The sequence below is a fragment of the Paenibacillus sp. 1A_MP2 genome (assembly GCF_052244825.1).
GTDB lineage: Bacteria > Bacillota > Bacilli > Paenibacillales > Paenibacillaceae > Paenibacillus > Paenibacillus vandeheii.
Map to the genome: position 1 here is coordinate 16,315 of NZ_JBQQCS010000003.1, position 20,420 is coordinate 36,734.

31 protein-coding genes and 2 pseudogenes are annotated in these 20,420 nt (G+C 39.4%); 3 read left to right on the forward strand and 30 right to left on the reverse strand.

Annotated elements, in window-relative coordinates; all coding sequences use genetic code 11:
- Window positions 1–54: 54 nt before the first annotated feature.
- The 5 genes from ACTWJ7_RS34340 to ACTWJ7_RS34360 all read right to left on the reverse strand — a co-directional run bounded on the left by ACTWJ7_RS34340 (window position 55) and on the right by ACTWJ7_RS34360 (window position 3,444).
- Window positions 55–462, reverse strand: a complete 408-nt coding sequence (locus ACTWJ7_RS34340; RefSeq protein ID WP_443146471.1) for a hypothetical protein — start codon at window positions 460–462, stop codon at window positions 55–57.
- 186 nt (window positions 463–648) lie between these two features.
- Window positions 649–828, reverse strand: a complete 180-nt coding sequence (locus ACTWJ7_RS34345; protein ID WP_443146472.1) for an aspartyl-phosphate phosphatase Spo0E family protein — start codon at window positions 826–828, stop codon at window positions 649–651.
- A gap of 327 nt (window positions 829–1,155) precedes the next feature.
- Window positions 1,156–2,556, reverse strand: a complete 1,401-nt coding sequence (locus ACTWJ7_RS34350) for a helix-turn-helix domain-containing protein (RefSeq protein WP_443146473.1) — start codon at window positions 2,554–2,556, stop codon at window positions 1,156–1,158.
- A 128-nt stretch (window positions 2,557–2,684) separates the two neighbouring features.
- A complete protein-coding gene (locus ACTWJ7_RS34355; RefSeq protein ID WP_443146474.1) occupies window positions 2,685–2,894 on the reverse strand; it encodes a hypothetical protein in 210 nt (69 codons plus the stop codon).
- Between the two features lie 268 nt (window positions 2,895–3,162).
- Window positions 3,163–3,444 (reverse strand): hypothetical protein, encoded by a 282-nt coding sequence (locus ACTWJ7_RS34360; protein WP_443146475.1) that lies wholly within the window; start codon window positions 3,442–3,444, stop codon window positions 3,163–3,165.
- Window positions 3,445–3,715: 271 nt separating this feature from the next.
- Here ACTWJ7_RS34360 and ACTWJ7_RS34365 point away from each other — a divergent pair, with 271 nt between their 5' ends.
- Window positions 3,716–4,162, forward strand: coding sequence for a hypothetical protein (locus ACTWJ7_RS34365; protein ID WP_443146476.1), 447 nt, complete (start codon window positions 3,716–3,718; stop codon window positions 4,160–4,162).
- Between the two features lie 377 nt (window positions 4,163–4,539).
- On the opposite strand, the gene ACTWJ7_RS34370 is transcribed toward ACTWJ7_RS34365, so the two are convergent.
- The 5 genes from ACTWJ7_RS34370 to ACTWJ7_RS34390 all read right to left on the reverse strand — a co-directional run bounded on the left by ACTWJ7_RS34370 (window position 4,540) and on the right by ACTWJ7_RS34390 (window position 6,471).
- Window positions 4,540–4,665 (reverse strand): hypothetical protein, encoded by a 126-nt coding sequence (locus ACTWJ7_RS34370; protein WP_443146477.1) that lies wholly within the window; start codon window positions 4,663–4,665, stop codon window positions 4,540–4,542.
- A 114-nt stretch (window positions 4,666–4,779) separates the two neighbouring features.
- A complete protein-coding gene (locus tag ACTWJ7_RS34375) occupies window positions 4,780–4,905 on the reverse strand; it encodes a hypothetical protein (protein ID WP_443146477.1) in 126 nt (41 codons plus the stop codon).
- A gap of 36 nt (window positions 4,906–4,941) precedes the next feature.
- Window positions 4,942–5,067 (reverse strand): hypothetical protein, encoded by a 126-nt coding sequence (locus ACTWJ7_RS34380; protein ID WP_443146477.1) that lies wholly within the window; start codon window positions 5,065–5,067, stop codon window positions 4,942–4,944.
- Between the two features lie 213 nt (window positions 5,068–5,280).
- Entirely contained in the window at window positions 5,281–5,475 is a 195-nt protein-coding gene (locus ACTWJ7_RS34385) for a hypothetical protein (protein ID WP_443146478.1), read from the reverse strand.
- A gap of 294 nt (window positions 5,476–5,769) precedes the next feature.
- Window positions 5,770–6,471 carry a hypothetical protein gene (locus tag ACTWJ7_RS34390; RefSeq protein WP_443146479.1) on the reverse strand — a complete coding sequence of 234 codons (702 nt, stop codon included), beginning with the start codon at window positions 6,469–6,471 and terminating at the stop codon, window positions 5,770–5,772.
- Window positions 6,472–6,559: 88 nt separating this feature from the next.
- Between ACTWJ7_RS34390 and ACTWJ7_RS34395 the strand changes: the two genes are divergently transcribed.
- A complete protein-coding gene (locus ACTWJ7_RS34395) occupies window positions 6,560–6,973 on the forward strand; it encodes a hypothetical protein (RefSeq protein ID WP_443146480.1) in 414 nt (137 codons plus the stop codon).
- 316 nt (window positions 6,974–7,289) lie between these two features.
- On the opposite strand, the gene ACTWJ7_RS34400 is transcribed toward ACTWJ7_RS34395, so the two are convergent.
- Window positions 7,290–7,802, reverse strand: a complete 513-nt coding sequence (locus ACTWJ7_RS34400) for an AbrB/MazE/SpoVT family DNA-binding domain-containing protein (RefSeq protein ID WP_443146481.1) — start codon at window positions 7,800–7,802, stop codon at window positions 7,290–7,292.
- 279 nt (window positions 7,803–8,081) lie between these two features.
- Here ACTWJ7_RS34400 and ACTWJ7_RS34405 point away from each other — a divergent pair, with 279 nt between their 5' ends.
- A complete protein-coding gene (locus ACTWJ7_RS34405) occupies window positions 8,082–8,534 on the forward strand; it encodes a hypothetical protein (protein ID WP_443146482.1) in 453 nt (150 codons plus the stop codon).
- Window positions 8,535–8,573: 39 nt separating this feature from the next.
- Here the strand turns inward: ACTWJ7_RS34405 and ACTWJ7_RS34410 are convergent, their stop codons facing one another.
- The 19 genes and pseudogenes from ACTWJ7_RS34410 to ACTWJ7_RS34500 all read right to left on the reverse strand — a co-directional run bounded on the left by ACTWJ7_RS34410 (window position 8,574) and on the right by ACTWJ7_RS34500 (window position 20,410).
- The gene (locus ACTWJ7_RS34410) at window positions 8,574–9,026 is read right to left on the reverse strand and encodes a hypothetical protein (RefSeq protein ID WP_443146483.1); all 453 of its coding nucleotides are present in this window, start codon (window positions 9,024–9,026) and stop codon (window positions 8,574–8,576) included.
- A gap of 434 nt (window positions 9,027–9,460) precedes the next feature.
- Entirely contained in the window at window positions 9,461–9,748 is a 288-nt protein-coding gene (locus tag ACTWJ7_RS34415) for a hypothetical protein (RefSeq protein ID WP_443146484.1), read from the reverse strand.
- 1,158 nt (window positions 9,749–10,906) lie between these two features.
- Complete coding sequence (locus ACTWJ7_RS34420; protein WP_443146485.1) at window positions 10,907–11,104, reverse strand: hypothetical protein; 198 nt, start codon at window positions 11,102–11,104, stop codon at window positions 10,907–10,909.
- Window positions 11,097–11,507, reverse strand: coding sequence for a hypothetical protein (locus ACTWJ7_RS34425; protein WP_443146486.1), 411 nt, complete (start codon window positions 11,505–11,507; stop codon window positions 11,097–11,099). Before ACTWJ7_RS34425 ends, ACTWJ7_RS34420 begins: the two co-directional genes overlap by 8 nt.
- Window positions 11,504–11,773 carry a hypothetical protein gene (locus tag ACTWJ7_RS34430; RefSeq protein WP_443146487.1) on the reverse strand — a complete coding sequence of 90 codons (270 nt, stop codon included), beginning with the start codon at window positions 11,771–11,773 and terminating at the stop codon, window positions 11,504–11,506. Before ACTWJ7_RS34430 ends, ACTWJ7_RS34425 begins: the two co-directional genes overlap by 4 nt.
- Before the next feature lie 35 nt (window positions 11,774–11,808).
- Complete coding sequence (locus tag ACTWJ7_RS34435; protein WP_443146488.1) at window positions 11,809–12,027, reverse strand: hypothetical protein; 219 nt, start codon at window positions 12,025–12,027, stop codon at window positions 11,809–11,811.
- Window positions 11,999–12,184 carry a hypothetical protein gene (locus ACTWJ7_RS34440; protein ID WP_443146489.1) on the reverse strand — a complete coding sequence of 62 codons (186 nt, stop codon included), beginning with the start codon at window positions 12,182–12,184 and terminating at the stop codon, window positions 11,999–12,001. The genes ACTWJ7_RS34435 and ACTWJ7_RS34440 overlap by 29 nt, the downstream gene beginning before the upstream one ends.
- Before the next feature lie 209 nt (window positions 12,185–12,393).
- Window positions 12,394–13,010: pseudogene (locus tag ACTWJ7_RS34445) on the reverse strand (recombinase family protein).
- Between the two features lie 195 nt (window positions 13,011–13,205).
- Complete coding sequence (locus tag ACTWJ7_RS34450; RefSeq protein ID WP_443146490.1) at window positions 13,206–13,670, reverse strand: hypothetical protein; 465 nt, start codon at window positions 13,668–13,670, stop codon at window positions 13,206–13,208.
- A 183-nt stretch (window positions 13,671–13,853) separates the two neighbouring features.
- Window positions 13,854–14,285 (reverse strand): PIN domain-containing protein, encoded by a 432-nt coding sequence (locus ACTWJ7_RS34455; RefSeq protein ID WP_443146491.1) that lies wholly within the window; start codon window positions 14,283–14,285, stop codon window positions 13,854–13,856.
- A complete protein-coding gene (locus ACTWJ7_RS34460; protein ID WP_443146492.1) occupies window positions 14,282–14,596 on the reverse strand; it encodes an AbrB/MazE/SpoVT family DNA-binding domain-containing protein in 315 nt (104 codons plus the stop codon). Before ACTWJ7_RS34460 ends, ACTWJ7_RS34455 begins: the two co-directional genes overlap by 4 nt.
- A gap of 321 nt (window positions 14,597–14,917) precedes the next feature.
- On the reverse strand, window positions 14,918–15,361 hold the full coding sequence (locus ACTWJ7_RS34465) for a DUF488 domain-containing protein (protein WP_443146493.1): 444 nt from the start codon (window positions 15,359–15,361) through the stop codon (window positions 14,918–14,920).
- 218 nt (window positions 15,362–15,579) lie between these two features.
- Window positions 15,580–15,798 (reverse strand): hypothetical protein, encoded by a 219-nt coding sequence (locus ACTWJ7_RS34470; protein WP_443146494.1) that lies wholly within the window; start codon window positions 15,796–15,798, stop codon window positions 15,580–15,582.
- Between the two features lie 312 nt (window positions 15,799–16,110).
- Entirely contained in the window at window positions 16,111–16,545 is a 435-nt protein-coding gene (locus ACTWJ7_RS34475) for a hypothetical protein (protein WP_443146495.1), read from the reverse strand.
- A 99-nt stretch (window positions 16,546–16,644) separates the two neighbouring features.
- Window positions 16,645–16,959: a replication-relaxation family protein gene (locus ACTWJ7_RS34480; protein ID WP_443146529.1), complete on the reverse strand. Its 315-nt coding sequence runs from the start codon at window positions 16,957–16,959 to the stop codon at window positions 16,645–16,647.
- Window positions 16,932–17,432: a hypothetical protein gene (locus ACTWJ7_RS34485; protein ID WP_443146496.1), complete on the reverse strand. Its 501-nt coding sequence runs from the start codon at window positions 17,430–17,432 to the stop codon at window positions 16,932–16,934. Before ACTWJ7_RS34485 ends, ACTWJ7_RS34480 begins: the two co-directional genes overlap by 28 nt.
- An 18-nt stretch (window positions 17,433–17,450) precedes the next feature.
- Complete coding sequence (locus tag ACTWJ7_RS34490) at window positions 17,451–17,789, reverse strand: DNA translocase FtsK (RefSeq protein ID WP_443146530.1); 339 nt, start codon at window positions 17,787–17,789, stop codon at window positions 17,451–17,453.
- A pseudogene (locus tag ACTWJ7_RS34495) lies at window positions 17,781–17,981 on the reverse strand (DNA translocase FtsK); the annotation flags it as partial. The gene ACTWJ7_RS34490 and the pseudogene ACTWJ7_RS34495, both read right to left, overlap by 9 nt.
- A gap of 1,292 nt (window positions 17,982–19,273) precedes the next feature.
- Complete coding sequence (locus ACTWJ7_RS34500; protein WP_443146497.1) at window positions 19,274–20,410, reverse strand: hypothetical protein; 1,137 nt, start codon at window positions 20,408–20,410, stop codon at window positions 19,274–19,276.
- Window positions 20,411–20,420 lie beyond the last annotated feature (10 nt).

The window sequence follows — 20,420 nt, forward strand, 5'->3', positions numbered from 1 at the left end:
TAGTTTTGAAAACAAAAAAACGTCTTCCCTTTATGAAAGGAAAAACGTTCTTGATCAATTTGCTATCGAGGAGATAATTGCTTCTCTTGGTATACAATCACACCAAGTCCAATCATTATTTTGATCTTCTTTTGACAACCGCTCAATAGCATAGCTGCCAAACTGATCCGGGTTTAAATGGATACGGTAATTATACTGGGCTTTCACTTCTCCATACTCTATTGCACTAAGCAAAAGGTATTGAGACCCCACTTCTAAAATTTGAACTGATTTTAGACCAAACCAATCCTTTACATATTCTATTGCCCTACTAGGTTGGATTTTAATCTGTTCTACACGGGTTACGTAGTACTCTGCCTCACATTCTTTGCAAATATCAGCTTCCAGTACCTTACTACTAAACTGACTTTCTGGATGATTCTGCATACAGAAAGCACACAATAACTCATCGTCGCTATACATATCTGCAATCGTCTCATTAATTAACTCTTTATGGGCCCTGCTTGGATGATATGTATTTTTTTCCTTACTTAAGGTTTTAATGTCCTACACCCCACTTTGATTTTAGCGGTTATTTTCAATAAATTGATTATATGGCCATTTCTCATATTTGTAAAGAATTGTTTTGGGTTTTTTAGGTATTTAAGCTCATGACTTATTGTCTACTTTGATGTTTTTATAGTAATCATTAACATATATATCAAGAATCTGAGACTGTTTTAGGACCTTTGGATGATTCATCCCAAACATATCAGCTAATTCATATAGCCTATCCCTTTCTTTCTCCAACAACGTATACTGGGAATTTTTTTCGAACAATTCTGTCACCCCTCCTGTAATATTTTATCTAATTATGTAAAAATCTTATTCTGATTAACGTTTTACAAATATATTTACCTTTTCCTTTTCTTCGGAGCTTACTTGCCTGTTATACCTACGGCTACATGTCTCTGGTCTTTTAGCCGCATCCCTCTCTTCCCGGAACCCATTGATTTACTGAAGAAAAGACAAAAAAGAGCAACCGTTTTTCGGTTGCTCTTTCATATGAATTACCATCCACCCGCGCCATGTGTCAGTGTAGTGACCATAGGTACGGGCTCGGCCTTATTACCATCTGCGTACACATTTCCAATCGGTAGAATTAAAATTACTAGACTAAGTATGACTATAGACACCAATTTTCTCTTTTTCATTTTCTTCATAGACCTCCATCATGATAGTAGAATATTTCCGCAATTCTTGGGCTCCCATTTTATGACGCATTTTTTCGACTGTGCTTACACACCTAACAACACAAGCATCATTTTTAATTTTAGCCGCAATTGCCAAACTCTCCAGAATATAAATTATCCCAGCCTCTATAAGATGGTTATCTATATAGTATGCACCAACATCTGCCAAAAAGTTTGCAAATCCTTCGCTGGCAATCTGTTCACTATAAGATCCGAAGGTACCTCCTTTCTGTAGATGGCCCATAATATAAGGACGAAATCTCTCTAATACATGATCTATGTTGAGCGTATAAAACCTGGCAGCTTCAACGATTTTAAATAAAGCTCTTAGAACTTCATTTTCATTATTTGAGATGTAATCTACATACTCGTCCAGTATAGACGTATCACCTGACATTAATCGATACAAGTATTTATTCGCTTTAGCCCATTCCCGGAACTGTTCTTTGGTTCTATTAGCTTCATCATCATTTTCCACAACCCACTCCTGATTTTCATACAACGCCAGGTACTCCAGAGCAGTCTTGTAGTCCCTTTTTTCTTCATGAATACCACCTAAAAGTAAGTAGGCATACAACATGTATCCAAAAAGTGGCTTTGAAGGGTAAGTCCTCTTTTTGCTTCTTTTATTCTTCTTATGTTTGTAGTAGTACATATTCTTGGCAACTTCAAGCATCTGAGTAGCTAATACCATTGCCCGATCCCAACGGCGAAGAGAGTAATAGAGATTCGCCAAATCTTTTAAAGCATCTAGTTGCTCTGATTCATGTAACCTATACAAATATGGTTCAAATAGTGTTGCATACTCATAATTTTTTTCCTGATCAATTCCCAGTGAATTGATAAAGATTCTATACTGGCACAGTGCTAAACGTTCAGCATGCTGGTATTTTTCACTTTCTGCAACGGCACTAAATATAATATAAGCAGCTTGCTTTTTCTTTTGTTGATGTAATTCTTCAGCTATCCCAAATAAACTATTTGAATAGCTTACATTCTCCATAAGTAATCCTACGACCCTTTTTAAACATGCAAATTGGTCCAAATCTACACATCTATAAATAAACGGTCTTATCCTTCTCCAATTCGGAGCTGAACCAATTAAGTCATTCGCATATTCAATGTAAAAGTAACCTTCTTCTAATCCCAGAGCATGTGTGATCTGGTCTAGAATCTTTACTGAGATGGGCTGCAGTCCATGAAGAATTTTATGTAAAGTACCGGAATTGATTCCCGCAGCTGCAGCGAAGTGAGATAGAACTTGATTTTTTTTCTCTATATGCTCAACTAGTAAAGCTGTAATTGTAGCGCTCTCCAATATCACACCTCCAGATCAAAAAAATCCATAATTTGTAGATCATGGGCCTGTATATAGTAATCCTATGGATAATTATACCGATGGTCAATAGTTTAGAGTGATACAAATAAGAGCCCTTTGAAGGGCTCTTGGAATTATTGCACTGATGGATAAATAAACGAACATCTCACTTCTTCTTTTATTTGAGGTAATTCATAGTTTGGAATCCATTGAACATCGTCGATCGGTTTTGTTCTTTCTTTTTCTTCCTTTACGCAATCAACATAACACCAGATAAAAGCAGATATACTACTCAAGAAAATTATAGCACCCCAAATTTGAAATGTACTATCCATAATATCCATATTAATCTCTCCTTATTTATGTTATGATGGAGAGGATTCGTGGGCTCAAATACACGTTTCCTCAACCGACTGTTCGAGCAGTCGGTTTTCCTCTTTAAGACCTCTATAACATTGTGTATCCTATCTATCCTACGTGACTTGCGTAGCATAACTTCTGATGTCAACTCGTTGTTAGCTGCCATTAAGTTTAATTCTTCTCTGTTTTTTTCAAATAGCCGACTCATTCTCTCAATTTTTCCAGGAGTCATATAATACCTCCCTTCATCCGTTAACTGTCAGTTACGGTTTTTTTATTATGGCGCTGTCTTAGTATCTCAGCATTCTTTTGCAGTACATCATTTATTACAGATGACAATTGAACGTCTTTCTCACCGCTGGCCTTCCGGATCTTTGCTTCATTCTCATAAGTTTCCCAGTCTTCTTCTGTTAAATAAATTGATAGTGAAACTTTAATTGTCGATTCACTGTATTTTTTTGGCCTACCCGCTCCTTTCCGTGCTCCTCCTCTACTTTCAATGTGGTTGTTACTTGAGTTGTTAGTTTCTTTCAAGAAAGAGCGCCCCTTATTGATAAATTACTTTTTGATTATAACCGCAAAAATCAAAAATATCAATCACATTTAAGGTTATTTTCAAAAATAAGTAATTTATTCTCGATTTTTTTATCCCTTACTTCTTATAACTTTGTAAATTCCACTCTAAACTTATTATCCCTTTTATAATCAAAAAATTTTGGAGAGTAATTTATCATCCGTGAACTGAGAAAACTAGATGTGTCAGTTATAATAGATTGATCACTTACTAGAGATCTGGAGGTATTAGATGCAGAGATATGGATCTGTTGAATGCAGTGTATACGGCAGTCCCTTTTTTTCGTCGGCTACAGCCAAATTAACACTCTTTAACGAGTATAAGGCCATAGATGATTGGTATTTTTCTTCATTGCGATTTGGTAACCGTATCCCTATAAATAGATTCGACCCATTGCCTGGTGGGACCCTGCAGGGACATAACCCTACTCACTTTTGTGTAAACAACCGTACCTTTAGAAAAGAACTTCTTCCCATTTGGTACGATTATCTCTGGTATTTGTATTTAGAAGAGCATCCCGATGTTACTAACGCTTTAAGATCGTTCTCTTCTTATCTTGATAATACAGCTGAAACAATTCGAAATTCTTCAAGACCTTTAGATATGTACTTCAATAATGGACGTGAACTAATGATAGACTATCTTAGCGAATTCGAATGGCTGTTACTTGCTGACTAAAGAAGATAAGCGATTTTTTGTTATCGTGTATTAAGAATTGAGCATAAATGATTTAGCAAGATCCTACTCTATGCGTAAAAAATAGTACGGGGAAATGGTCAGAAAAGCTTGGCATGTACTCTCATCTTTCAGGTAGGGTACCAGGATGCCGCAGGCACAACGTTCGCATCGATCTCTGGCCAACCGGCTGCTGCTCTTCGGATCTCTCTGCAGCTGCTACCAGGACGTCACCGGCACGCCGATCGCATCGATCTCTGGCCAACCGGCTGCTGCTCTTCCGGATCCCTCTGCAGCTGCTACCAGGACGTCACCGGCACGCCGGTCGCATCGATTCTGGCCAACCAGCTGCTGCTCTCTTCCGGATCCCTCTGCAGCTGCTACCAGGACGTCACCGGCACGCCGATCGCATCGATCTCTGGCCAACCGGCTACTGCTCTTCCGGATCTCTCTGCAGCTGCTACCAGGACGTCACCGGCACGCCGATCGCATCGATCTCTGGCCAAACGGCTGCTGCTCTTCCGGATCCCTCTGCAGCTGCTACCAGGACGTCACCGGCACGCCGGTCGCATCGATCTCTGGCCAACCGGCTGCTGCTCTTCCGGATCCCTCTGCAGCTGCTACCAGGACGTCACCGGCACGCCGATCGCATCGATCTCTGGCCAACCGGCTACTGCTCTTCCGGATCTCTCTGCAGCTGCTACCAGGACGTCACCGGCACGCCGATCGCATCGATCTCTGGCCAACCGGCTGCTTCTCTCTTCCGGATCCCTCTGCAGCTGCTACCAGGACGTCACCGGCACGCCGATCGCATCGATCTCTGGCCAACCGGCTACTGCTCTTCCGGATCTCTCTGCAGCTGCTACCAGGACGTCACCGGCACGCCGATCGCATCGATCTCTGGCCAACCGGCTACTGCTCTCTTCCGGATCTCTCTGCAGCTGCTACCAGGACGCGCCACCGGTACGCTGATCACATCGATCTCTGGCCAACCGGCTGCTTCGCTCCTTCCGGATCCGTCTGCAGCGTCTACCAGGACGTCACCGGCACGCCGATCGCATCAATTCTGGCCAACCGGCTACTGCTCTCTTCCGGATCTCTCTGCAGCTGCTACCAGGACGTCACCGGCACGCCGATCGCATCGATCTCTGGCCAACCGGCTGCTGCTCTCTTCCGGATCCCTCTGCAGCTGCTACCAGAACGTCACCGGCACGCCGATCGCATCGATCTCTGGCCAACCGGCTACTGCTTCCGGATCCTTCTGCAGCTGCTACCTGGATGCCGCACACACAACGTTCGCATCGATCTCTGGCCAACCGAGCTGCTCCTCTTCCGGATCCTCTGTAGCTGCTACCTGGATGTCTCAGGCACTGACACTCGCATCGATCTCTGGCCAACCGGCTGCTCCTCTTCCGGATCCCTCTGCAGCTGCTACCTGGACGTCACCCACACGCCGGTCGCATCGATCTCTGGCCAACCGGCTACTGTTCTTTATTAATTGATGGATTTATCTACATCCTGGTACATAAAAATATCCCATAGAGACTTCGAGTTGTCTCAATGGGATATTTTTAAATAATTCCAGGTCTATAGCTGCAGAGACGGGAATTTTAATAATGAACGTCACCAATCCAGGTGTTTTTCATATACCAGTTACCCGTTCCAGTAAATCTAACTTCAATATGTCCAGTATAATTGCCGATCAGCTTAACATAGCTGTACTTTGCGTCGGCAATGAGGTCCCATGCTTTGTTATCAATTTTGTAAGCAGTCTTTTGAGTAATTTCCCCTACCCATCCAATACCACCTTCAGCGTTAGCGCTTATAGGATTTTGTACGGATTTTATTTCATTAGTCTTATCATCATAAGTATATGATGCCGAAACAGATATATCGTATAATAAAATATTAAATGCTGCATTTACTCTGAAATATCCTGAGGCAGTTTGGTTCTGGATTACTTGTGCTTCGATCTTGTCTGATGCTGATGGAGTTGCTGTGTTGAATCCACCAGCTTCAACCGTAAAGCCGTTCCCTAAATCAATAATTTGATGAGGGTTGTCACTTGATATATTCATATTTTGCAGTGCTTCATTGACTTCAGCTACAGTTGGGATCTGATCCGCAGTGTATACTTTTTTCAATTTTTTATTGATAGGTACATTATTCAGTTCTTCAACAGAAATGATTGGTGCATTCTTTGGGTTGTCCGTCTGAGGAGCAGCTGCAAATGCACTTCCAACTGCAATAGAAGACATCAGGGCTGCGGTTGTTAATACCTTTGTTGCTTTGCTGAAATATTTTTTCATCATATTAGCTCCTTTTCTAATTCGTTCTTTGAAAGAATAACAAAATATGGTATATTTAGTCAATAAGAAATTGGAAAGGATGTGTAAATTCTTGGTAAAATATGTTTTCAAAACGGGTGGTTTTGTTTTATATATCGCTATTATCTTGGCAGCTATTCACTTCTCCATTAGATCTCAAATTTTTTTGAAAGAAACTTTTCCAGATAGCATGATTATCAGCTTGTCGAAACCTATGCTCCCTCTCTGTTTAATTGGTTTTCTTATTGGATTATTTCCGTTGATTTTTAAGAGTAAACAGGCAAGTTTTTTAAAATTACGAAAAATTAAAACGCTAATACTTCTAAGCCTTACCCTATCATGCTCTTTGATTTTCTTTTTAATGGCTGAATTTTCTACGCTGTATACTTTCAGTATCCTTATTGGCGTTATTTCATATATATTTTGGGGAGTCCTTGGCATTCGACTTTCTCATTTGCTTGTAAATAGAAAAAGCCAACTTAATTGAAAGAACTCTCCATACCTCACCATCCTCTGCAGCCAATGTATTCCTACGGATTACTATAGATTGCAATGTAAGTGTATATGAATGCAATTTTAAGACGACACTTATTGTACCTCTCCCATAATCCCTATTTGTGCCCAGTCTTGTCGACTGGGTTATTTTTATGTGCCTCAGTCTTATTCTGTTATGTATTAGATCAATCAAACTGTTTAGTAAAAAAACTGCCGAATGAACTCGGCAGATCCTGAATTGTTCAATAATGATATTGAATTAATAACCCGTGCCATGATTGTTCATGTTCTTCCCTCCATTACCCTAATTATTTTAAATTTCCGGGAGATTTCTTGGTCTTGAGCTTTTGTACTAACTGACTGACACGTCCCTGCGACACACCTAATAACTCCGCCCACACTTTTTGTGTAGCATCTGGATACTCCTCCATAACATTATTCAGCCTCTGTAGCATATCTTTGCTTCGGACATTCTTACCTACCGCACCTTGTAAAAATTTCGCCATGACAGCTTGATCGGAGAATACTAACTTTTGAGATTTATTTTTTCCTGGTTCCGAGCTATTGCCCGAAGCTTCTTTTAAACATGAGGCACAAATAAAATAATTTTTAAAGAAAGCCAAGTCACTTTCCGATTCACAGAATATACATTCCATTCTTTTATATTTTCGCAAAATAATTTTCTCATCTGAATCTTCATAAAAATAATCGAGAGCGTCACCAGTCTTCACGTCAAGTGTACGTCTAAGCTCAATTGGTAGAACAATACGGCCGAGTGAATCCAAGTTGCGTACCATTCCCATATGTTTACTTTTATTCATAGCTTTTTCCTTTCTATTTTTTCTAATTGTATCATATAAAATAACGATTTTTTTACATCCATTTGGCTAAAGGTTACCATTCTATTATCCTGACCATGTGCCACTTCTCTACACCTTCCGGATCGGTATGCAGCAGCTGCTCTTCTATCTCTTTGGGTAGCGCTGCAAGGACTTAACCGGCCCAAGGAGGTGTTTACATTTGGAACTCTCCATTGCCTTGTATGTCCTTCAGTGAGTATGATTAGGATGTTGTTCAAATGCAGCAAGGGAGGTTTCATCATGGATAAACAGGAAGAAAAACGATTACTCGATGCTTTGAGAAGAAAATTAAAAGCAGAGAATGGATTCTTAGGGATTTCTCTGAAACGAAACCCGATGAAACGGCCAGATGCTCCATTGACTGAAGATGATTTCATAGAGTTGTTTGAGTCAGACTTAAAAGAACTCAAGACTTTAGGTGAAATGGTAGTCGCTGAGATGAAGGACGGGAAAGAATATTATCTTGTTCCTACAATTAAGGACAATGAAGCTTATATGGAAAGCATGGCTGAGCAGCACCCTCAATTGGTACGAATTACAGAGGAGACTATAGCGAATGTCTCAAATATTGCAAAATTGGATAAAGCGAAACGATTGGTTACTTTCAATACCAAAGATGGCGAAGTTACTCATGAAGTGGAAGATAGATTTTGGGATAAGTTTATAACAGTGTATAACAAACATAATAATTAACGAAAAGAAACAGCTCAAGTGAATGAGCTGTTTCCTTGCTTATACTTCGTGTTTATAATTTTTTCGAATTGCTGACATATAAATGTGCTTCTTCGGATTCCAATCCATGCTTACTTCCATTACCGAATCAAGTGTACTATCTCCTGTTTCCCCAGAAAATAAATGACGCTCAATCCAACGAATTTTATCTTCAGGAACCATAGGATTGCCCCAATGTGTTTCTAAAAAAATTGAATCAAAAAATGAGATTCTAATCTTTGTTGCAATAATCTCAAACCAATTTTGCACTCCTGGAGGCTCGTATGAGGTAACTACAATAGTAACCAGCTTTCCCTCACATGTGTCTTGTTCATCTCCCACCCGAAGTTCGACATCACAATAATATACTGATACTTCACCCTGGCCATCACTTATTGCATTCCCAGGGACGTACGGCCACTTAAAATTGTAGGTTCCTGGATGACAGTATATGCTCTTTTCCGATTTACCCATGTCGTTCCTCCTCAGCTTCCTTCTATAGGTCCCTCTTAAACACAAATTCGGTTTATGTATTTATACATACTTCTAAACACAACCAAAGGCGCACCAGCCAAAAAAATCGTCATGAAAATGAAAATAAAAGAACCGAGTTCTACTACACCATGAACTAATTCAGGATTAATCAGTATTCCACGCCAAATAATTAGATAAAAAAGAATAGTAAAAAGAGTTACGAGAGTCAAGAGAGTTTTACGCATCATATGTATATCTCCTTTCCTTTTGAAGCAACAGTACTCTTTTTATTACGCTCATACCCTGTAAACCGCTGCATATTCCTCTCAATTTTTTATTTCGTGGTGATTTCGCACATTCTAATATTTTTTGCTTCACCCACCGTTAGTATTTTTGTGGCTTGTTATACAGAGACACCATTTACCTAGAGTTCCTCAGCCTTCTCTATGTAACTGCGGATGAACTGAATGGCCCTTTAACATTGGCCGAATCAATTGTTCAAATGTTCCTTCTCTTGCATCACCCACGTATATTTTCGCCGGTTTAAGATTTTCTTCGTATCCAATACCTTGTTTCTTATCCCCATCATCTCCCAAACCTTGACCTCTTGTCGTTATTTTAGATGATTCCATATTAATAACACTGGCTTTTCCCTCTTCGACCAAGCTATGTATCAACAATTCAGGATTATATTTCCGTCCTCTTTTTAAAAATTCATTCATTTCATAACCCTTCCCTTCCATTTTTTTAGTCCAGCTATAACACTACCGCACTTCCAGATCCTCAACCCTTTGAGACCACTCTTCAAACAAAAAATTCGGCAATACTACTTGATACAAGTATAGAACGACACTAAACAAAACAAATAAAGACACGAATACTACAGCGAGCACCCCTACTCTAGAAAGTCTGTCTTTCATAATTTATCCCTTCTCCTCCTTGCTCATGTCCAGCTGATCGACTCCACCGCGTCCTCTCATATCCTCAAGGAGACTTACTTCAACTCTTCTTTAATTGATACTAAAAAGATTTTCATTACACGGTAATAAATCCATATGCACACAATATATAACGGCGACCATATAAAAATGCTTGAAATACTGGGTAACCCAATATAGATGATAACTACTATTAGCGAAACAGGAGCAAAAAGAATGAAAATGATTGAAAATAAGTAAACTTCCCAGTTGGATTGGATATGTTTGATGACATCTCTTTTTTTACGCAACTTTAACCCGGCCCTCTCTTCTTTATGTCATTTTAATCCGAGTACTACTAGCGATCTAAGTCATGTCCAGCTGATCGACTCCACAGCTGCAGTAAGATCCTTGAATCCTGGTGTTGTGTACACGCTGCGCGAATCTATCGCCTAGCATTACCCGCTACCACTAGAAATAGTATGATTAAGAGAATCCAAATGAAAGTCCAATAAATATCAGTAACAGGATTAGATTCAACAAGGTTCTTTAATACTTGAACTAGATTTTCCATAAGTACTTCCTCCACATGCCGAACGAATGAACTGCTGTTTTTAGAGCTTTAGGACATTCATTTAATTCAATACTTGCTTTCATTGGCCACTTTCCTCTCCTCTTCTATTTCAGCTCATCGACTCCACCGCACCTCCGGATCCTCCAATGCTATGGTTCTTATAAATCATCTGTCTACCATATTCTCCATTTGCAAGTTGTCTAGCATTATGTCATTCGGGATTCTCACTATTAAGTACCAAGATCCCACTATTAATACTGATATTAATACAGGTACGCCGATAAGAAGAATAACTTTCCCAATGTTTTTCGTAATTTTCATATCTTCTCTTCAACTCCCCACAAAAATTCTCGCGGCCGCTTCCAGACCATACTATTAATGAGGCCAAACTAAATTTTCTCAAGCTCTCTATGATAAAAGAACGTTCCAGGGTACTCTATTATAGTGTAAGTATACTGTTGGATATTTCCAGGGAATTTCGTAATAGACCATTCATTTACTGTCACAGTCTCACCCGTTTCCTTTAACTTAACCTTTTGCTTATCTTCAAAATGTTCGAACTCTTCAGGTAACCGTTGTTCATTCACGGAGAGCAGCCTCCTTAAAATTACTACTCAAGTCCAGCTGATCGACTCGACCACTACCTATTCTAGGTTCTAGCATTGTCGTGCCGTCCGAGTATTCAATGATGTAAAATTCGCAACCATGCACCTCGCAAGTTACAATTCCTCGGGTATCGTCTTCTGGATCATTCACTTCAGATCCTGTGGATGTTGTCTCGCCGCAGCAGGGACATTTAACATCTTTAATAACAGCTTTAGCTATCAATTTATGAAGATCACGTTGAAGAATTCTTAATTTCAGCTCCTCTACTCTAGCTTGAATTCGATCATATTCAGCAATAGCAGATTCATACTCCTCTCTACTAAATTCATCACGGAGAGAGAAGTCTGTATAACTGACCATTAAATAATACTTTTCATTACTCACAGAAATATCCTTAGCATCAAGTGACCACAGTGATCCGAGTCTACCGCTTCCATTATGAATTGGGTTGTAAAATTCTTCCACTTTTCATTGAGTTCTTCACTTGAATTTGCTTCGAGTACTTCCACCTTTTTCTTCTTATAAAGCATATTTGACCATCTGACAGAAGCAATTATAGAATGCGAATATTCTTTTTCTAAAAGCTTTTTCGATTCTCTCTTTACTTCCCGTAATTCTCTCTTTTCTTTCCATAATTTCAACAGTTCCATTTTACCTTCTCCTCGGAGCATATTTAGTCTTTCAGTTATGCTTTATCATTTTCTAATAAAGTGTTTAATTGTTTTTCAGTGATAGTTGTGTAACGAAGAATATCGCTAACAGTTAATTCACTGCTTCGAACAGCTTTAATTAAACTATTGAGCTTTGTACTTGCAATATCTTCTGAATTTAATAGGAGTAGTCGTTGGATTTTATTCGCATGATCCTTCTCTAAATCATGCATGTTCGTCAAATGTGCAATCACTCACATCAACTCCAAACTCTCTGGCCACTTTTTGAATAACAAAAATACGTTCTTCTGCATTTGTTTCAGCAGCAGCTTCCTGAACTAATCGGAAAGCTATGGCAAAAGACTGTTTCGGGTCTTTCATGAATTCACTTCTTACTTGCTCTTCATTCATAGAAAAATATCCTCCCTCTACCTTAATAGTTTATTTCGAATTTTGCCTGGTTCTCGTAAATCTCATTCAGGTGCTGATAAGAAATAACCAGCATTACAAACGATATTAAAAAGACTGCTACAAGAACAGAGTAACCAATAACTGATTTTTTACTCCCTCTCATTTCACCACCACCTTTAATGAATTAATTTTTTACTCCGACCGACTCCCTACGCTCCACCAGATATTTCTCGTTCATACTCATTGACTCTGCGGTAAAATGTAGTTCGAGTCATCCCTATTGATTTCATAGCCGCCGTGGCCGTTATTTGTCCATCTTTCCAAGCGCGATATACTTTTATAAATTGGTCATCGATCTGGTGTTTAGGACGTCCAAATGTCACTCCCTCACTTCGAGCAATTTCTATACCTTCAGCTTGACGTTGCCTATTTTTTTTACGTTCTTGCTCTGCAACATACGCCAATAAACTCAAAAATTGATCTTCCATTACTTTTCCAAAATCACCCATGCTTTTGAACTTGCGACTATCAAATAGAGTTTCGTTATCAAGACAGACCAAATCAGCCTTCAAAGTCCTTGTAATGTATTTCCACTCACTTATAATTCCATCGTAATCTCGCCCAGACGATCGAGAGCATCCAAATATATTAAATCGCCTTCTCGAATCATATCTCTCATAGCCTGGTAACGAGCTCTCTTGAAATCTTTACCACTTTGTTTATCGACAAAAATGAATCTCTCTTCAACACCTATTTCTCTAAATTTTACAAGCTGTCTTTCTGGATTCTGATCTTTAGCAGATACGCGACCATATCCCATTAACATAATTCTATTCCTCCCTATTTTGTTTCAAAAGTCCCATTGATGAAATGGAATGTTTACAAATGTATTTTAGGACATTTTGAAACAAGAATACAGGATGATTTATAGTATTTCGAAAAGCATGCTTTTCCGAATACTCATTTTCACAAAAATGTTCCTCCTGCGTGTCACTAAAGCTGTTCCTTAACAAAGAATGAATTATGTATCAGATTTTTTTGCCTTGGCTTCAGCATTGGCTTTTGCAGTTATCTCTTCAAATTGCTCGAGTGGGTACACTTTGTAGTGGTTTGCGTGTAGGTATCCTCGTTCTCTATAAGGCACTAGATTAAACAATATCTGATTTTCTTTTTTCTTAACTATCCAGTCCTGCACAGTAAAATCCTCTTGATAAGGATCCCCTGTAATAATACTGAGCGGTATCCAAATATCTTTCGTTTCTGTCAAAGGGTTAGTCCATACATAAGCTTGATCCGGTTTTTGTTCCCAGGGATAAAATTGATACCTTAATGATGATGAGACCTTAGTCACCCGGACCTGAATAGCCTTTTCTGATTTATCTAAGATTTCAAATGTACTTTGATATTTTATATAGCTTTTTTCAGTAACACCTTCCCAACTGTTCACGAACTTACGAACTTCACAGAGTTGTTTCTGTATCTTCATTGTTAATCTTCCTTTCGTTTTATAATTACGCAATTGTTCCAAAAATATCATATACACATTTTGAAACACTTTATATTTCCAATATAGTATATTTAACTGAAAAAGTAAATAAAAAAATACGAATTATTATTCGTATTTTAGGAAATTGATATTATTCAATTTTTATTCATCATTTAACGGTGTTTACTTCTTTAAGATTTCATCCGGTGTCTCAGCCTTTAACCCTTCGACAAGAAAATCCTTAACATTTACTGTAACTACATGAGCTGGAGTAACGGCCTTAGCGTGTGCTGCTAAGTACGCATCTACAAAATCAATCTTCTTTTCTCGAAACCTTCTTAATGATTCCTCGATAACATCTTTCTCTTCACATTCAATACCTTTTAGATTTATAAATGAACTTAAAACATCGGCCACTTCAACTCTTGATCTTCCGAAGAATTTCCCAGTAAGAACAAATACACACTCGCTAATAATTAAAGGTGAAATCTTCAATGTATATTTTCCCTCATTGGCCTCTTGAACTAATTTCCGAGCTTGCGGGCTATATTGTTCGTTATCTCTAAGTACATAAATAATTATGTTTGTATCCATCCAAATTTCCGTTTTACTCAATCCTCTTCGCTCCCTCTATTCAAAATCTGAGAAGCGCGATCTGCCCGAGCTTCAGTCAAATCTAATTCAAAATTATTTTCTCCTGGGACATTGAAAATGCCAAACAATTGCTCAGGAGAACTATAATGAAGAGGCTCGACATATACGACACCATCACCCCGTAAGACAAATTTAACTTTGTCTCCTTCTTTAAGCGAAAGCGCTCGACGTATTTCAATAGGTATTGTTACTTGGGCTTTGCTACTTAATTTAGAGATTACTTCTGCTGTACTCATAGCGTTTACCTTCTTTCTTAATTTTTCTTTATCCATTTATCTTTACCTCCATTATATTCTTTACTTTTAAAAATGTAAAGAATTATAAAATTCTTTACACACCTATATTATTCATTAATTCCGTTATTATTCTGGAATCATCATTGTTATGCTGGCTTCCATTAACAATAAAGTTGTAGTAAAATTAAAAAATGTGTTGGCGCACATTGAGTACTCTTTATACAAAACTATAAGTAGCACGATCCTAAAATGACCCTTCTGAATTGGACACTCGTCAGGGTCATTTTGTTTTCTTCGTAACTAAAATTTAATGGAGTAAGAAGGCTAGCAATACTATTATAGCTACTTCAATAGAAATCAAATCAAATGCACAATTTTTATATCATTTCGGAATTGTTGCAAATATTCAACAAGTAATCTGCGATGACAATGGTGCGGCTTATCCTCACTACAAAGGAAGCATGGTACTCCATCAGAAAATAATTTACCTATGCCGTTTCCTACCTGCCGCTTTTCTAAGAGTTCAACGTATTGTTTTTCATATTCATTCCAGCTTATCCTCTTCTTTTTGAATGCTTCAAGCATTTGCCGTTCTGGTGCAAGATGGAGATTATGACTGTATTTGATACCAACTAGGCTCATGATATACATCAAGTCATCTTTTTTTGCGAATCCAGAAAGTTGAGATGTGTTATTAAGTCTGGTGTCAATCAAGTGAAGTACTTCTTGTGACTTCAATAGTTCAACAAATCTTTTTAATGACTTTTTAGAAAAGCCGATAGTAACCAAGGTTTTAGTCATAGCAATCACCTTATCATTTAGTGTACTTTTTATTTTTTTGCTCTTAATTAGTATCATATCCAATTAGTCACAAGCTAAATCCAGCTCCTTCAGATGTTACCAGGACTCGATTTGCGCGCCGGCATCCATCTTGGCCAACCGGCTGGCCTTTCGGGTCCTGATGCAGCTGCTTCGCTACGAATCTACCTTCAGAATGTATCACTGGTCCATTCAACTCCTTATGTTAAAAATTTTAACCAAGTAGCAAGCGTAGCTCTTTCGGATCCAGCTGCAGTTGTTCCTGGACTCCAGCCGCCGCTCCAGGGCATTACCGGCGCGCCAATCACTTCAGCCTGGCGAATCGGTTGCCGGCCGGCGCACTTCCGATCCAGCTGCAGCTGCTTTGCTTCCGGATCTTCTCCGGACGGTACCAGGTGCTTAACGGCACGCCGGCGCATCCTTTTTGGCCAGCCGGCTGCGTCGCCTCCCGGATCCGGCTGCAGCTGCTTTGCTTCCGGATCTTCTCCGGACGGTACCAGGTGCTTAACGGCACGCTGGCGCATCCTTTTTGGCTAGCCGGCTGCGTCGTCTCCCGGATCCGCCTGCAGTTGCTTTGCTTCCGGATCTCCTCCGGACGGTACCAGGTGCTTAAAGGCACGCTGGCGAATCAATCTGGGCCAGCAAGATAACAAAAAAGGCCACTTCAAAATTGAAGTGCCCTCTCTCATCTATCCGTTATAATGGCATAATATTGTGCTACAGTTCAGAAATTAGTAATCTGATTCTTCATACTCCTTCCGTGCTTCCGCGACCGCGACAAGATCAAATTGCCCGTAGATCGCTCTGACGAGCGTTTTAGTTTGTTCCTCACTGTAACCCAAACGCTTCGCACCGAGGATAGCATATCCCAAGCAAGCGTTGTTGCTCCATTCAGATTCGTTTGACCAATCCCGATCCACCAAAGAGCGGAGGTATTCTGATCGATTCTCATTAGCTTTGGCATCCAGGTGTTCCCACATTTTTTCCGGCAAAGTTAGAGAGACCTTTTTAGTAATTCCGAGGGATGGCCGTCCCATCGTTTTGATTGGTAACTTCAGATTACCAGTGGCTAGATCATACCGGCAATCCACACATAAAATCACTTTCTCACCGTTGGACAAAAAATCAGTGGTGTCATTTGAGCTTCCACAATTCAGGCAAATCATATGCAAAACTCCTTTATTTTAAGTTACCTAAAGTATATAGTTTAAGTAACCTAAAGTAAATAGAATAAAAAGCCAGGATTCTAAGCCTGGCTTTAATAATCAAAATGATAAAGGTACTTTTCGTTGTATAATTTTTTCGAATTCTTTTCCTGCTACTGCGAAGTGACATTTAGGTAGGTTTTGTTTATGGACATAGAAGTTTTCTATGCTTGCTCTCCAGTTTCTATGAATATAGTTTATTCTTTTTTCTGTATTTGCCACCCATAATATCGGGAAATCAAAACCTAATGTTTCATATAGCTCTATATATCTTGCAAATTTATTTTCCAGTTGTCTCGCGCCTTCTGTATTATTATCGAATTCTATAAAGAATGATTTATCATCTATTATAATCTGTCCATCTGGTCTAATAATGGAACGCCTTTGCGGTTCCTGACCCTCTTTTCACGGAGCTGTAGATATAGAAGATCGGCTAATTCAATCTCACTATACCACTTTACATTTTCCTTACCAAATTGTTTTATTGCTCTCTCTAAAATCGCATTGATTCCAATAAAATGACCCATTTGGGCTGAAGGCGCTTCTCGACTCCTAACCTCCATACCTCTCATTACCTGAACATGCTGAATAGCTTTTTTTCCTAGAGAGTAAACATATATTGAATCTCCTTTTCTCTTAGGGATTCCAATTCCAATCATATTCAGCCAATCACCTTTTTGATCGATCGGTAACTTACGGATATTTTTCAATATTTGATCTAAATTTGCACTTTTGAGCCCTGTTACCGTTAGCAACTGCTGCTTAGTACACATTCTCAGTTCATATATGACATTTAGCACTTGATCTGTTCGCAAAAGTGAGTCGTTTTCCATCCAGTCAAAAATCAAGTACGTTGCCTCCTCTCTTTACATCCATCTACTTATATTTGTCTTGCTAACTGGTACACCTGGTAAAGCATATACTTCTCTTTCACCATTCTGATCAGGCCCAACTATTTCTTGTTGTTCCATTGCATTCATTAGACTTTGAGCAATCTGCTCGCCTAAATCCAACTCCTGCATCATCATATCCAATGAAACTACTTCCCTCTCAGTAACAAACTTATAAGCTTGCTCGTAAAGCAAATCAAACGTTGTTACTTCTTTAGTTATATTTTCTTCAAATGTTTCTTCTGACGTACTCTCTGCCTCATTAAAGAAGGACAAACCCAGATATCCCTTTTTCTTCTCCGGTTCTTCGTGCACTGAAATTAGTACTTTCCTAGGCTGACTACCTTCATATGGGCCAACCACGTTATTGCTTTCCATAGCATCCATGATGCGAGCAGCACGGGTATATCCTACACGTAGCCGGCGTTGTAACAATGAGACTGAAGCCTGGCCAGCTTCGCTTACAAGTTGTACCGCTTGGTCATAGAGTTCGTCTTTTTCTGGATCAATAATTTTTTCTTGCTCTGGCTCTACCACAGAACTTGGTTCTTTATTAGCACTCACTTGTAGCGGTGTTCCTGGTCTTAAATATTGGTGTATTATCTCATCCGCTTTCGTTCCTAAGGTCGAGTCTCTGGCCTGTAATTCTCTACCCTGATCTAATCCCCATTCCAGGGCTTTTCTCATGTCTTCCTGATCTTGATGGTTTGCCCACTTTCCTGAACCATCTGGTCGGTATAGAAACGGCGGAGGACATTCTACTGTAAAAGTTGTTTGTTCTGATTTACCAGCCCTATTTACTGCTGTATATACCGCAATTACTCGTTCTGGTAAGTCCTGCAGATATTGAGAATTGAACTTCCCAGCAGTAGCCTTTGAGACAATGGCAGCCGAGTCGCTACCTAATGTTGTTGTCATGACGTTACCGGATACTTCTTTAAACGCCTTATATAGCGTAGTAGGCAGCTGTTCAGGAAATTGAGTCGAAAATCCTAAAGCCAATCCAAACTTTCTATCCTCTGCTATCATTTTTTCTATAATTGTAAATGGTGTACGGTGTGCCTCATCGATAATAAAATAGTGTGCTAAAGCACTTGTATTCCTGCCCTGGAACTCAGCATGATACTGATTGACTATATGTTCACCAGCTAGACTTAACACTTGCTCCCTTACCCCACGCACACTGAACAACACGATATGCCCTTCATCCATCCACTCTCTAATTTTCAAGTTCCATTCAGGTTGGCCGAAAAGCCTCCTCATGATTACATTCGTTGAAAATGATGACAGACGATTTAGAATTGGGCTAATTACTTGATCCAGTTTTTCCTCTAAATGTGGGAATTCAAACTTCCAAAATTCTAGGATCGTTGGCTCACTAATGCGAGCTAATATCCGAGAACGGAAGCGCTGATCTCTCAGTAGCGGAATTATCCCAAGAATGACATGCTGCTCTGTATCTAGAACAAGTGTCGTTAGACAATTCCGGATAACCCTTTCCATTTGTGGTGCATTCAGACCACCGTATGTCCTAGTAATCATGTTTAGAGCACGCTCTACTATGTCATCCGGCATTTCCCCTGGCTTTGAATAAAGCAGGTTCAAACCCAGTGAATAATCAGGATCACCTAAATCAAAGTAATGGACTTTACTCCAATCTATTTTCTTCCCTTCAGCTTCCATTTGTCGCATTCTGTTTAGAATAGTTGCTACGGTATCACGAGCAGGGTCAATAAAGGTAAATCCGGGTGCATTTTTATTACTTTGCCACTCTTCGATTAAGGACTGTAACATCTCCATTAATGCTGATGATTTCCCCATCCGGTTTTACCTGTAAGCAAAAAGTGTCTTTTCATCTGTTCATGAGCTATTCGTACTAAACGGTCTTTTAAGATTGGGTGGATCAGTTTACCAATTGATACACCTTCTCGTAGCTCATTAAGTTCAAGTGACCGTTGGCCTCGTTTTAAATGTGGCACTAATTCCATCACTCGATGCTTAGCATCTGGAAGTCTGACCAAATTGTTTAGCTCGTCACCGGTAACTAGGAAAGCATGTCCTGGATTGTATGGCACCTTATCCATAATCTGTTTGCCTATAGACCGGTTCTTTACAAATTGCAAACCGTTATCTAACTGAAATTGAGCTCTTACATTGGCTGCTATGGTTTGTGCTACGGCTGACGCATACTGCCCTTGAACCATTAAGCGTATCTCGAGCTTGTAAGATGTCTCCCTCCCCGTATACCGCTTTTTCATAGCATTTATTCGTGCCATTTCATCAGTGTCATAATCGCTAGTGGTAACTTTACGTTCAGTCGTCTTCTTTGGAGAACGTTTTGGCTGCACATTTGAATTAATTAGTGCCTGCTTGAATTCTCGGCCAAAATCGTCAAGTGAGTTGAGCATATCGCGTTTTGGACCATTTACTTGGTTCTTCTTTTGTTCCATTAGTTTTTTGGATGTGACTATAATGCTTCGTTTCAGTTTATACTGTCTTTCTGGTGTGAATAAAACATCCAACCAAACTTCGGTGAGCTCAGCTTCCATTGACAATAAAATGTCTTCTAAGCCATCCCCTCCAGTAAAACCCTTTAACGCTAGTCCGCTCAAGTCTCCCTTCTTTTGAAGCTCAAAAAAACCACTCTCAACATTTTTATCTCTTTTCTCTTGATTAAAGGGCAAGTCCGAATGCGGCAAATCATGCATTTCAATTAGGGGATACGTATTTTTTAGTGTTGTTTTAATCCCGTTAATACGATCCTCCGGGAAACCTAAGAAAAAGAATATTTGGCCCTCTGAATTCTTATGGATCAAGAAGCGAAACCATTCTCTACCCTTTTTACGTTGTTCGGGCCAAGTTCTACGAAATTCATGAAAAACTGTTATCATATGTTTTATCTTTTCGGTAATTGAAATGTTGTCTTCGTGCTGCAATATGCGAATG

Coding starts and splice junctions, on each gene's coding strand:
- ACTWJ7_RS34365 (WP_443146476.1), top strand. CDS start 3,716: ATGCAGAGATATGGATCTGTTGAATGCAGTGTATACGGCAGTCCCTTT.
- ACTWJ7_RS34390 (WP_443146479.1), bottom strand. CDS start 6,471: ATGATGAAAAAATATTTCAGCAAAGCAACAAAGGTATTAACAACCGCA.
- ACTWJ7_RS34430 (WP_443146487.1), bottom strand. CDS start 11,773: ATGGAACTGTTGAAATTATGGAAAGAAAAGAGAGAATTACGGGAAGTA.
- ACTWJ7_RS34405 (WP_443146482.1), top strand. CDS start 8,082: ATGGATAAACAGGAAGAAAAACGATTACTCGATGCTTTGAGAAGAAAA.
- ACTWJ7_RS34440 (WP_443146489.1), bottom strand. CDS start 12,184: ATGAATGAAGAGCAAGTAAGAAGTGAATTCATGAAAGACCCGAAACAG.
- ACTWJ7_RS34450 (WP_443146490.1), bottom strand. CDS start 13,670: ATGAAGATACAGAAACAACTCTGTGAAGTTCGTAAGTTCGTGAACAGT.
- ACTWJ7_RS34470 (WP_443146494.1), bottom strand. CDS start 15,798: ATGCGCCGGCGTGCCGTTAAGCACCTGGTACCGTCCGGAGAAGATCCG.
- ACTWJ7_RS34465 (WP_443146493.1), bottom strand. CDS start 15,361: ATGACTAAAACCTTGGTTACTATCGGCTTTTCTAAAAAGTCATTAAAA.
- ACTWJ7_RS34400 (WP_443146481.1), bottom strand. CDS start 7,802: ATGAATAAAAGTAAACATATGGGAATGGTACGCAACTTGGATTCACTC.
- ACTWJ7_RS34415 (WP_443146484.1), bottom strand. CDS start 9,748: ATGAATGAATTTTTAAAAAGAGGACGGAAATATAATCCTGAATTGTTG.
- ACTWJ7_RS34460 (WP_443146492.1), bottom strand. CDS start 14,596: ATGGATAAAGAAAAATTAAGAAAGAAGGTAAACGCTATGAGTACAGCA.
- ACTWJ7_RS34410 (WP_443146483.1), bottom strand. CDS start 9,026: ATGGGTAAATCGGAAAAGAGCATATACTGTCATCCAGGAACCTACAAT.
- ACTWJ7_RS34475 (WP_443146495.1), bottom strand. CDS start 16,545: ATGATTTGCCTGAATTGTGGAAGCTCAAATGACACCACTGATTTTTTG.
- ACTWJ7_RS34355 (WP_443146474.1), bottom strand. CDS start 2,894: ATGGATATTATGGATAGTACATTTCAAATTTGGGGTGCTATAATTTTC.
- ACTWJ7_RS34340 (WP_443146471.1), bottom strand. CDS start 462: ATGTATAGCGACGATGAGTTATTGTGTGCTTTCTGTATGCAGAATCAT.